The following is an 11,265-nucleotide window of genomic DNA, read 5'->3' on the forward strand; positions in this document are numbered from 1 at the left end:
CATCATTTGAATTTGTGTATCACAGACGTATAAAATCCTTCTTTTCCAGGATACTAAGAGTGTAAACCGGAAAAGGAGGATTTTTTATGACACCACAATTATCGGAACTGGATGTGCAGAATCTCCGCCACCTGCTCGGAGGCTATGACACTACCTGCTGTAAAATGACTGAGTACGCAAATCAGGCGTCAGACCAGCAGGTGAAGCAGTTTTTCCAGAAGGCAGCCCAGTCTGCCAAGGAGAATAAGCAGCAGCTGATGCATTTCTTAGGTTAGGAGGACGCAAAGAAGATGGATGAGAAAACCATGGTATCAGATACGCTTACAGGCATCAACGGAGAACTGAAAATGTTCGGGGATATGATCCCCCAGACGGAGAACCCGGCTCTGAAGCAGACGCTTAAGGAGATTCGCAACAAGTGTGAGATGTCCCAGGAGGAGCTTTATCAGATCGCCCGGGCGAAGCAGTATTATGTTCCGGCCGCTCAGGCGACGGCAGAGGAGATTGCTCATGTAAAGGCGCTGTTTACAGAAGGCGTACTGTAAGGAGTGAAATGGACAGCAGAGACTGGTACCGCTGTACCAGGAGAGGCTGCGGGTAAAAGGAAAAGAGACTGGCGTATCTGTGATTAAGGGGTCATGGATATGCCGGTCCTCTTTTGCTTGTGTAAAAATGATTGGTATACTGCACACTTATTCCAGCCTGTCGCTTCTGCGTACCAGCCCGAATCCAATGGAATAGGGGCCGGCATGGACTGCGATGGTGGCTCCGATCTGAAAAGCCGGAAGCGTGCTCTGGGGGCCGAATTCTTCTGCCAGCCGTTTCCTGGTCATTTCCTGCAGGAGGCTGCCCTCTTCCGGATCATAGCCATAGCCGATCAGGATATTGCAGTCATCCGGCGCGCAGCCCTGTTCCTTCAGGTAGGAGATCAGAAGCTCTACGACGCCGGCCAGTGATTTACGGCGGCCCCGCCTGATGCCGGAGGAATGGATCTCTCCGTCCTCCAGCGTAATGAGCGGCTTTAAGTCCAGCAGGTTTCCGGCGATGCTGGTCACCCTTCCGATCCGGCCGCCATGCTGGAGATAATCCAGGTTTCCTACCGTGAACAGAATCCGGCCGGATTTGCGCAGGGCGTCGACTGCCGCAAGAGCCTCGTCGAGAGAACAGCCAGCGTCGCGCATGCGGCAGAGCTCAAGCACAAAGGCGCTCTGCATCAGCGTGCAGCAGAGAGAGTCCACGACGACGACCCGGATATCCGGATAGCTTTCAGCCAGCATCTGCCGGGCGATTTCCGCAGATTGAACCGAGGAGCTCAGCTTTGTAGAAATACAGATACACAGGATATCCTGCCCTTCCTTTGCCCTTTTTTCGAAGGCGGCGTAAAAATCCTCCGGTGAAGGGGCCGCCGTCTTTGGATAGACGCCCGGATGGGAGACCATCTGCTGGTAAAGCTCCGCCAGCTCCAGATCCACGCCTTCCTTTTTATAGTCGGAGCTGTTGAAAGAGACGAGAAAATGGACGATATCAATATCGTTTTCTTTTGCGAGCGCTTCCGGGATATCGCAGGAACCGTCGCTCACAATGCGGAATTTTGAACTCATATATTTTCCTCCTGATGCAATAAAATTCGGATTCATTGTATGTTTTTTATTGTAGCACAGATTAATCAAATGTACAATTTTGGATAAAATACGAATTATTTTGAAAAATGTTTTGAAAAAGACTGACCTGCAGCGCTTGCAAACCAGGGTGCGGTATGAGATACTTTGGATAGAGGCAGCTGAGCCGCATGCGGGGGAGAAGGATGAAAAGGAAAAAACACGTCTGGAATATGATAATGCTGGCGCTGCTGACGGCGGCCGGGGCGTCAGGACTGTGGGGATGCGCTCATGGCGGAGAAGCCCTGGGTGGAGCAGATTTAGGAGATATGGAAGAAAAGCTTCCGGAAACGGCGGAAATGTCAGAGGCAAAGACCAGGGAGAGTCAGTCTGCGCTTCTTCGGGAAAAGCAGCAGGAGGCTGCCATACAGGAAAATAAAGTAATTTTTGGCAGCCTGGAAATCGTACTGCCGGAAAGCGCCGAGGCTGATTTGCGTGAAGGAAGAGAAGGGGATGCAGGAGTGGAAATGGAGCTTCCCGGCCTGGAGCCGGAGGATGCTCTGCTGCCGCCCTTTATCCGGCTGGAATGCTATGAGACGGAGTGTGAAGAAGAGCTTTCTCTGGCGGCAGCCCTCTTGGAAGAGTATCAGGAAGAAGAAATGGCTACTCTGTTGAAGCTGGAGTCAGAAGAGGATTACAGTTTCCAGCTGAAAACAGAGGACTGGCAGTGCCTTATCCTGGTGAGGGAAAGAGAGGTCTATCTGCTCTGGGAGATTCGGGCTGAGGAAGAGTTCAGCATCAGCAGTCTGGTGGAAGAACAACGTGTCCGATGGACGGATACAGGTGAAGCGATCTGGTATGAAGAAAGCGGCGCCTCCTGCATGCTGGCGGAACCAGAGGAGGGAAGAAGGCTCTTATTTTGTTCGGACTTGAATGAAGACGGGGATAACGCTCTCTTTTTGTACCGCTGTGGGGAATATGAGGAACCCTTTCAGGAACTGGATTTTGATTGGCTTCCAGGAAAGGAAGACCTTGCAGACATAAATTCGGACGGCTGTCTTGATTTAAGACTGGGAAGAAATGAGCTGTATATCTGGGACAGGGAGAAGCAACGGTACAGGCCTGCAGGCACAGAGCTAGCACAATACGGACTGGAAAGCGCAGAACGGGAGCCGGAGGACGAGGCGGATGGGGCTTATCAGATTCCTCAGGAGTTTCTGGATCTGATCGGCAGGGCATTCGAGGAAGGGACAGAATATGAGACGCTTGTCGGGCTGAGAACCGACCGGGAGCTTTCAGAGGAAGAGGCTTTGGAGCTGGGAGAGGCAAACCCGTGGATTCATGCAGAGCTTGCAAAAATGAGGAACGTATATGTGGGACCGTTCAAGGGCGGTTTCGCTGTGCTGGAGGCGGATCTGGACAATGACGGCATCTCTGATCTGCTGATGGGAAGAGACGAGGGCGGAAGCGGCGGCTTTTTCAGCTATGTGCTTTTTAAAGGTAAGGCAGACGGAACCTATGAAAGAACGAGCCAGATGGAGTGTGTCAGAGAGGAATTTTGCGTGCTTTCTTTTGAAGGGGAAAATTATCTCTGGCTTACCACCTGGGATTACGGGAGAAAGCTGTATAACGGCGCAGATTTGTATTACTATGAAAACGGGGGACTGGTGGAACAGGCGTCTGTCAGAATGGTTCCGGAGAGCTGTCAGGTAAATGTGGAAGAATGCCAGGGAGAGCAGTGGAGGGCGCTGGCAGAACAGGCTGCGGCTGCTGGTTCCGAGTACCAGGAGCTGGCCGGACTAGGGGAAAGCTGGAAATGGACGGGCAGCGCAGAACAGCAGGCAGCCGGAGACGATAATCAGACGTACCTTTGTGATCTGAATAATGACGGAACAGAGGAACAGTACCAAAAAGCTGTCTGGCTGAGTTCAAACTTTTATACGGAGGACGGCCTGCATTTCTCATGTGAGGCAGAAGGAATGGAAGCTGTAAAGGAGGCTGTCTGGAGCGGCGGGGGAAGGCCCATGATGCTCTGGGTGGATGAGGCAGACGGACAGAATATCATACAGGTATTGTCTGCCACGGGACTATATGATTATGAAATCAGCGGTTATCTGGTGTCAGGAGCGGAATATGAAAGAGTGTACAGGATTACAGGGGCCGCTGAAATCGGCACAGTGCAGCACAGAGAAATGCAGGAGTAAAAGCAGTCTGCAAAATCAGGAAAAAGGGGCTTGCAAAGGCCCTTTTCCTGTGCTATACTTTCAGAGTTAGTGAAAAAACACGCGGGTGGAACCGGGGACGGTGCCAGTGCGGAGCTCTGGTATTTCACGGTGCGGAAGCCTGCGGAAGAACAACCAAATGGAGGAAAGAAACATGAGTGTAATTTCAATGAAGCAGTTACTGGAAGCAGGTGTTCATTTCGGACATCAGACAAGACGCTGGAACCCCAAGATGGCTCCCTACATCTATACCGAGCGCAACGGTATCTACATCATCGACCTGCAGAAGTCTGTAGGAATGGTAGACACTGCATACAAGGCTGTATTTGATATCGCGGCACAGGGCGGAACCATCCTGTTCGTAGGAACCAAGAAGCAGGCTCAGGATGCTATCAAGACAGAGGCAGAGCGCTGCGGCATGTTCTACGTAAATGAGAGATGGCTCGGCGGAATGCTGACCAACTTCAAGACCATCCAGAGCAGAATCGCACGTCTGAAAGCAATCGAGAAGATGTCCGAGGACGGAACCTTTGATGTACTGCCCAAGAAGGAAGTTATCGCACTGAAGAAGGAGTGGGAGAAGCTTGAGAAGAACCTGGGCGGAATCAAGGATATGAAGAAGGTTCCGGATGCCATCTTCGTAGTAGACCCGAAGAAGGAGAGAATCTGCGTACAGGAAGCACATACACTGGGAATTCCGCTGATCGGAATTGCTGATACCAACTGTGATCCGGAGGAGCTGGATTATGTGATCCCGGGCAACGACGACGCTATCCGTGCCGTAAAGCTGATCGTTTCCACCATGGCAGACGCCGTAGTTGAGGCAAACCAGGGCGCAGCTGAGGAAGTAGAGGAAGCTTACGAGGAGACCGAAGAGGCTGCTGTAGAAGAGTAAGCAGCGGATTCGGCGCAAAGAAATAATTTGGAGGAACGAAAAATGGCAATCACAGCAGGAATGGTAAAAGAGTTAAGAGAGATGACCGGTGCCGGAATGATGGACTGCAAGAAGGCCCTGACCGCTACCGAGGGAAATATGGAAGCAGCTGTAGACTGGCTGAGAGAAAAAGGACTTGCCAGCGCACAGAAGAAGGCAGGTCGTATCGCAGCTGAGGGTATCGTAGATATCTGCGTGACAGAGGACGGACACAAGGCAGTTGCCGTAGAGGTAAATGCGGAGACTGACTTCGTTGCAAAGAATGAGAAATTCCGTTCTTACGTAGCAGACGTAGCTGCTCAGGCATTAAAGACCACAGCGGCTGATATCGACGCTTTCCTGGCTGAGACCTGGGAGAAGGATACGACTCTGACTGTAAAAGAGGCTCTGGCTTCTCAGATCGCAGTGATCGGTGAGAACATGAATATCCGTCGTTTCCGTCAGATGGAGGAGCAGAATGGTTTCGTTGCTTCCTACATCCATGCAGGCGGTAAGATCGGCGTACTGGTAGACGTTGAGACAGATGTAGTGAACGACGCTGTAAAAGAGATGGCAAAGAACGTGGCTATGCAGGCTGCAGCCTTAAAGCCGCTGTACACCAGCGACGCTGAGGTAGAGCCGGAGTACATTGAGAAGGAGAAGGCAATCCTTCTGGCTCAGATCCAGAACGACCCGAAGGAGTCCCAGAAGCCGGAGAAGGTAATCCAGGGCATGATTCAGGGCCGTATCAACAAGGAGCTCAAGGAGATCTGCCTGCTTGACCAGGTATACGTAAAGGCCGAGGACGGAAAGCAGTCCGTAGGCAAGTACGTAGAGCAGGTAGCCAAGGAGAACAACGCAAAGATTACCATCAAGGGCTTTGTACGTTTCGAGACTGGCGAGGGTCTGGAGAAGAAGGAAGAGAACTTCGCAGAGGAAGTTGCGAAGCAGATGGCTGGCAAATAAGCAATTTGCCGGGCGTGATAAGGAATGGAAGGAACCGCTGCGGGGAATATCCCTGCAGCGGTCCTTTTTTTACTCGTGAATGAAAGCCTGCAGGGAGAGCTTTTCGTCTCTGCTGCGAATGGACGAGAGAAAGGAGGAAAAATGAGACAGTCTCAGATTACAGAGTGGTGTCATTTCATGATTCGCTCACAGGCCGTAGAAGGCGGGACATATATAGACGGCACGATGGGAAATGGGCATGACACCCTGCTTTTATGTGAACTGGCAGGGAAAAAGGGGAGTGTGTGGGCTTTTGATGTCCAGGAACAAGCTTTGAGGAATACAAAGGCTCTGCTGGCGGAACACGGGTATGACGGCAGAGTTCAGTTGATACAGGATGGGCATGAAAACATGGATCATTATCTGGAGCCGGAGAGCGCAGATGTGGTCTGCTTTAATTTCGGCTACCTCCCGGGCGGCGATCATCAGATTGCAACCAGGCCGGAGACGAGCCTGGCAGCGGTGCAAAAGGGACTGGAAATTCTGAAGCGCGGCGGAATGATGAGCCTGTGTCTCTACAGCGGCGGGGAGACAGGCTTTGAGGAAAAGGAGAAGCTGCTGGCCTGTCTGAAAGAGCTGCCTTCCGGGAAATATACGGTGATTGTAAATGAATACTATAACCGCAGGAACTGTCCGCCGCTGCCGGTGTTTATTTTTAAAAGCTGAGAGAGGGCTTGCGCAATGGAAGGAGATGCTATGCTTGCATCGGATATGCCTGATGAGCCATCGAAGAGCAGCCAATCAGAACTGTCCATACATAAGCGCAGGTTTTCGGAATCATAAGCATACCGATCAGTGGGACGGTATCTGCCCAGAGCACTACGGGAATATAAAAGGCGAAGCTCAGGACGATGGTCAGCCACATCCAGCGGAAAGCCTGGTCTTTTGATTCTCCTGCCTTCTGAAAGAACAGGACGATGATCAGAAGTCCAAGCAGAGCGAAAGGAATATTGCGGTAGATTCCCCAGCTTAGAGGCGCTTCTGCGCTCAGCCACTGGTTCTGCGGGAACAGGCACAGAGCGATGCGGATGGCGGCAAGCAGATATACGGCTGCCGTAATTCCATTTTTTCCATGAATGTCATAGCGCAGTCTCCATACATAATAAAGAAGAATATAGAACACCGTCATGGTAATGGAGGTAATCAGTTTTCCGGCGCCCAGCAAGGCTGTATAGCTTTCCAGGCCAGTGGTACACAGAGCTACTGCGCGCGGAATCAGATGAAAGGCGTCTCCAGCGCCCAATACGATGGCCATCACACCGAAAAGACGGAATTGCTTCTGACCCTGGCATTTCCGAATCATTCGAATGCCGAGAGTGATCACAGTGATCAGATAAACTGCGTCAAATAATGTTTCTGCAACTGCCTGCATGGCTGTTTTCCTCCTGTTTATAAGGTTTTTTGTCAGTAAAGAAGCTTTCGAAGCATTTCAAGAATTGCGCCGCTTTCATAATTCTGGCGAATGAGGGATGAAAGCACCAGTGAAAATAAAATTTCCACAAAGCCTTCCGGACTCAGAGCCCCCTCAAAGGCATCCGGCCGTATGTCCCTGTCCTTAAGCAGGATGTGAAGAAGGCTGCCCTGCATATGGCTCCAGGCCTTTTCCATCAGAATCCGGCCATTATCCCTGTCCTTGCCGAAGAATGCCATAGAATGCAGGGTAAAGAAGCCGGGATAGGTTTCAGCGCCCTTTTTTATTCTGTCGAAAATCCATTCCACACAATCAGAAAAATGTTCGAAATTTTCCTGCCCTGAAGCATGGAAAATTTCGCTCCAAACGCTCTCGACAGCAGCGGTGATCAGGTCGTTTTTGGAGTCAAAATAGTTGTAGATAGAGCCGACAGAGACGCCGCAGGCGGCAGCCACGCTCCGGATGCTGATTTCTGCAGCTCCCTGCTCCCGGATCATCTGCCTGCTTACCTCCAGGATCGCTTCTTTGGAAGTCACAATCGTGTTCAAGAAAAAACACCTCCTCTTCAAACTGAACAGTGTTCATTATAATATCTCTGCTTCTGAATGTCAAGTATGGAAGGCGGAGGAAAAATGATTTGACAGGCCTTGATCCGAGAGCTTTGCCATCACAGATATGATGGAGGGGAAATCATTACGGATACAAAAGCTTATGCTGGAAAAAATAAAGCATGAAAATAAGAGAATAGAAGGAGGAAATTTGGTATGTGGCTGCTTTATGCGGCAGGCTCTGCCTTTTTCGCCGGTGTTACCTCGATCCTGGCAAAATGCGGAATAAGAAGCACAGATTCGATTGTGGCAACGGCGGTACGTACGGTGGTGGTTTTGATATTTTCCTGGATTATGGTACTGGTGGCCGGCTCCTGGGGACAGCTGGAAACACTTGATGGCAGCGCGCTGCTGCCTCTGATCTTGTCCGGGGCCGCTACGGGAGCTTCCTGGCTGTGTTATTTTAAGGCGCTTCAGATTGGGGATGTAAATAAGGTGGTTCCTGTCGATAAGTCCAGCACGGTTCTTACGATTGTGCTGGCCCTTATCTTCCTTAGGGAAGGGATTTCCCTGCCAAAGGCTGTAGCTGTCGCCGTCATTGCGGCAGGAATCTTTCTGATGATTGAGAAAAAGGATGTGAGCGCGTCTGGGGAGAATGAGAAAAAAGGGAAAAACAACTGGTTTCTCTATGCGGCAGGATCCGCGTTTTTTGCGAGCCTGACCGCGATCCTTGGAAAGCTTGGCATTTCCGGAGTGGAATCTAACCTGGGAACTGCCATCAGAACCTGTGTGGTGCTGCTTATGGCCTGGCTGATGGCGGCAGTCCAGAAAAAGAGCGGCGGGATCTGGAAAATTCCACGCAGGGAGCTGCTTTTTATCTGCCTTTCAGGCGTGGCGACAGGAACTTCCTGGCTGTGCTATTACCGTGCTCTTCAGGATGGGCCGGCCAGCGTTGTGGTGCCTGTAGATAAGTTGAGCGTTCTGGTTACCGTGGCATTCTCCTATTTTGTGTTTGGGGAGAAGCTCAGCAGAAGGGCAGCGGCCGGGCTGACGCTCCTGACGGCAGGGACGGTAGCGATAGCGTTGCTATAGTAAAAAAGGAAACTGGTTAAATATGGAAACGAAACAAGCGCTTTGATGTAACTATTGACATTACATTTGAGATATGGTATTTTAATGATACAAGATGTAACTTAAATAATTACAACTACGAAGGAAGAAAGCAGGAAAACAATAATTTTCAGCTGAGATATCCACAGGTACAGGAGCGGATGCTTCTGCCTCAAAAAAATTTTCACAGAAAGAGGAAATAAAGAAGGAAGGGCGGAAATCATGGCAGTACAGCTGTTAGACAGAGAAAAGAAAACCGGAAAAATAGATTTCACACAGCTTCTGAGCGGCGTGTCCGCAGGGGACTATGTGTTTCAGACGACGCCTTACAGACAGCAGATAGAGGAGGCGGCCCGGCTTTTGAACCAGGCGGACGCGGTGCTCATCGGAGCAGGAGCAGGACTTTCTACGGCAGCAGGGCTGAGCTACGGAGGGAAGAGGTTTACCGATAATTTTGGAGAATTTATTGAAAAATACGGTTCTGCTTACATGACAGATATGTATAGCGCGGGCTTTTATCCTTTCCCGTCAGAGGAAGCGAGGTGGGGATACTGGTCAAAGCATGCCTGGCTGAACCGGGTAGAGCCCAAAGGCCTTCCGCTTTATCGGACAGTCTATGAACTTGTGAAGGAGAAGCCGCATTTTGTCCTGACAACCAATGTGGATCACCAGTTCTGGAAAGCCGGGTTTGTCGATGAGGACATCTTTGCGACCCAGGGAGATTATGGGGAAATCCAGTGCTCCAGGGGCTGCCATGACAGGGTATATGACGGAACCGCTCTGTTTTACCGGATGAATCTGGAAAGAAAGGACTGCCTGGTTCCCACAGAGCTTGTCCCCCGCTGTCCGGTCTGCGGCGGAAGGATGGCCATGCATCTGCGCTGCGATCCGTATTTCGTAGAGGATGAGCGCTGGAATGAGGCGGCGGCCCGATATGAAGCGTTTTTAAAAGGGCACAGACGGGAACGGGTGCTTCTGCTGGAGCTGGGTGTAGGCTTTAATACCCCGGCGATTATTCGTTTCCCGTTCGAGCAGATGATGAGGGAAAATAAAGACTGGACGCTGGTACGCCTGAATCTGGATGAAGCGGCCGTGCCAGAAAGCTTCGGAAAACGGGCAATAGGAATCGGTGCAGATATTGCCAGAGGCATTGAAGATATCCAGGTAAAAGGCAGGTGCGTAAAAGATGAGGGATAAGAGTCAGGAAGAAAGAAGAATCTGGCTGATCCGTGAGCTTCAGCGGGAGATGCCTCAGTACCGGGGAATTTCGATCCCGGAGGGCGAGGAAGCTCAGTGGAGGCTCCTGCGTTCCTTATTTAATGTGAGGCCGCCTTATCCGGCCTCCGGCGAATTTCTGAAGGTGCAGGATGAATATCTGTCTGAAATGATTCGAAGAAGAGGAATTGTAGATGGAGAGGAGCTGCCCCCTGTCCGGAAGGACAACAGACTATCTCTCTGGCAGGGAGATATCACAAGACTTCGCTGCGGCGCCATTGTGAATGCGGCAAACAGCGCTCTTCTTGGCTGCTGGCAGCCCTGTCATTCCTGTATCGACAACATTGTTCACTCGCTTTCCGGCGTTCAGCTGCGAATCCGGTGCAATGAGCTGATGGAAGCGCAGGGACATGAGGAGGAGACAGGAAAGGCAAAGATTACGCCCGCCTATAATCTTCCAAGCAGTTATGTGCTGCACACAGTAGGTCCGATTATCTCTGGACCCTTGAGGGAAAAGGACTGTGTGCTTTTGTCAGACTGTTACCGTTCCTGTCTGGAGCTCGCAGCCGAAAATAACGTGAAATCTGTGGCTTTCTGCTGCATTTCCACAGGAGTTTTTCATTTCCCGCAGGAGAAGGCGGCAGAAATCGCGGTAGAAGCCGTAACCCGTTTTCTGGAGAGAAAGAGCTCTGTGCAGAAGGTGATTTTTAACGTCTTTACAGACAGAGATTTCGAGATTTACCAGAAGCTGCTGGAGCAGTAAATAATTAAAAAAGAATCGCGGAAAAAACAGAGAGGGTACGGCTATGCAGATTTCAAGCAGATTTACAATTGCCATTCATATGCTGGCCTGCATGGAGGCATTCAAAGGAGAGTATAAGGTAACCAGTGAGTTTCTGGCTTCCAGCATTAACGTAAATCCAGTGATTATCCGGAGAATTCTGTCCCAGCTTAGGGACGCTGGGATCGTTGAGGTAAGGAGGGGAACCGGAGGAGCGGCCCCCGCAAAGCCGCTTCAGGAAATCACTCTTCTGGATGTATACCGGGCCGTGGACTGTGTTGAGGAAAAGGCTCTGTTTCATTTCCATGAAAACCCGAATATGAGCTGTCCGGTAGGCAGGAATATTCACAACATTCTTGATGATAAGCTTCTGCGGGCGCAGGAGGCGATGGAGTGGGAGCTTCAGGCAGTCACGCTGGCGGACCTCATGGCGGATCTGGAACGCTGCTTATAAAACAGGCG

13 protein-coding genes are annotated in these 11,265 nt (G+C 50.9%); 10 read left to right on the forward strand and 3 right to left on the reverse strand.

Features of this window, described 5'->3' with window-relative positions; translation table 11 throughout:
- The first annotated feature begins 86 nt into the window (after positions 1-86).
- Both B5E77_RS07430 and B5E77_RS07435 read left to right on the forward strand, forming a co-directional pair.
- Entirely contained in the window at positions 87-275 is a 189-nt protein-coding gene (locus B5E77_RS07430; protein WP_087164723.1) for a hypothetical protein, read from the forward strand.
- Between the two features lie 15 nt (positions 276-290).
- A complete protein-coding gene (locus tag B5E77_RS07435; protein WP_087164724.1) occupies positions 291-545 on the forward strand; it encodes a spore coat protein in 255 nt (84 codons plus the stop codon).
- Positions 546-692: 147 nt separating this feature from the next.
- Here B5E77_RS07435 and B5E77_RS07440 read toward each other — a convergent pair whose 3' ends face one another.
- Complete coding sequence (locus tag B5E77_RS07440; RefSeq protein WP_162609669.1) at positions 693-1,601, reverse strand: DegV family protein; 909 nt, start codon at positions 1,599-1,601, stop codon at positions 693-695.
- Between the two features lie 203 nt (positions 1,602-1,804).
- Here B5E77_RS07440 and B5E77_RS07445 point away from each other — a divergent pair, with 203 nt between their 5' ends.
- From B5E77_RS07445 to B5E77_RS07460, 4 genes are all read left to right on the forward strand, one after another.
- The gene (locus tag B5E77_RS07445) at positions 1,805-3,802 is read left to right on the forward strand and encodes a hypothetical protein (RefSeq protein ID WP_087164726.1); all 1,998 of its coding nucleotides are present in this window, start codon (positions 1,805-1,807) and stop codon (positions 3,800-3,802) included.
- Positions 3,803-3,974: 172 nt separating this feature from the next.
- A complete protein-coding gene (rpsB, locus tag B5E77_RS07450; protein ID WP_162609670.1) occupies positions 3,975-4,715 on the forward strand; it encodes a 30S ribosomal protein S2 in 741 nt (246 codons plus the stop codon).
- Between the two features lie 42 nt (positions 4,716-4,757).
- The gene (gene tsf / locus B5E77_RS07455; RefSeq protein WP_087164728.1) at positions 4,758-5,699 is read left to right on the forward strand and encodes a translation elongation factor Ts; all 942 of its coding nucleotides are present in this window, start codon (positions 4,758-4,760) and stop codon (positions 5,697-5,699) included.
- 141 nt (positions 5,700-5,840) lie between these two features.
- Complete coding sequence (locus tag B5E77_RS07460; RefSeq protein ID WP_087164788.1) at positions 5,841-6,404, forward strand: tRNA (mnm(5)s(2)U34)-methyltransferase; 564 nt, start codon at positions 5,841-5,843, stop codon at positions 6,402-6,404.
- Positions 6,405-6,432: 28 nt separating this feature from the next.
- Here the strand turns inward: B5E77_RS07460 and B5E77_RS07465 are convergent, their stop codons facing one another.
- Together B5E77_RS07465 and B5E77_RS07470 are read right to left on the reverse strand one after the other, a co-directional pair.
- The gene (locus tag B5E77_RS07465; protein WP_087164729.1) at positions 6,433-7,110 is read right to left on the reverse strand and encodes a hypothetical protein; all 678 of its coding nucleotides are present in this window, start codon (positions 7,108-7,110) and stop codon (positions 6,433-6,435) included.
- Between the two features lie 32 nt (positions 7,111-7,142).
- Positions 7,143-7,697: a TetR/AcrR family transcriptional regulator gene (locus tag B5E77_RS07470; protein WP_087164730.1), complete on the reverse strand. Its 555-nt coding sequence runs from the start codon at positions 7,695-7,697 to the stop codon at positions 7,143-7,145.
- 216 nt (positions 7,698-7,913) lie between these two features.
- Here B5E77_RS07470 and B5E77_RS07475 point away from each other — a divergent pair, with 216 nt between their 5' ends.
- The 4 genes from B5E77_RS07475 to B5E77_RS07490 all read left to right on the forward strand — a co-directional run bounded on the left by B5E77_RS07475 (position 7,914) and on the right by B5E77_RS07490 (position 11,257).
- Positions 7,914-8,789, forward strand: coding sequence for an EamA family transporter (locus B5E77_RS07475; RefSeq protein ID WP_087164731.1), 876 nt, complete (start codon positions 7,914-7,916; stop codon positions 8,787-8,789).
- A gap of 252 nt (positions 8,790-9,041) precedes the next feature.
- A complete protein-coding gene (locus B5E77_RS07480; protein WP_442911327.1) occupies positions 9,042-10,004 on the forward strand; it encodes an SIR2 family NAD-dependent protein deacylase in 963 nt (320 codons plus the stop codon).
- Positions 9,994-10,785: a protein-ADP-ribose hydrolase gene (locus B5E77_RS07485; RefSeq protein ID WP_087164732.1), complete on the forward strand. Its 792-nt coding sequence runs from the start codon at positions 9,994-9,996 to the stop codon at positions 10,783-10,785. Before B5E77_RS07480 ends, B5E77_RS07485 begins: the two co-directional genes overlap by 11 nt.
- Positions 10,786-10,828: 43 nt before the next feature.
- Positions 10,829-11,257, forward strand: coding sequence for an Rrf2 family transcriptional regulator (locus tag B5E77_RS07490; protein ID WP_087164733.1), 429 nt, complete (start codon positions 10,829-10,831; stop codon positions 11,255-11,257).
- Positions 11,258-11,265 lie beyond the last annotated feature (8 nt).

The sequence above is a fragment of the Lachnoclostridium sp. An131 genome (assembly GCF_002160825.1).
Classification (GTDB): Bacteria; Bacillota; Clostridia; order Lachnospirales; family Lachnospiraceae; genus Laedolimicola.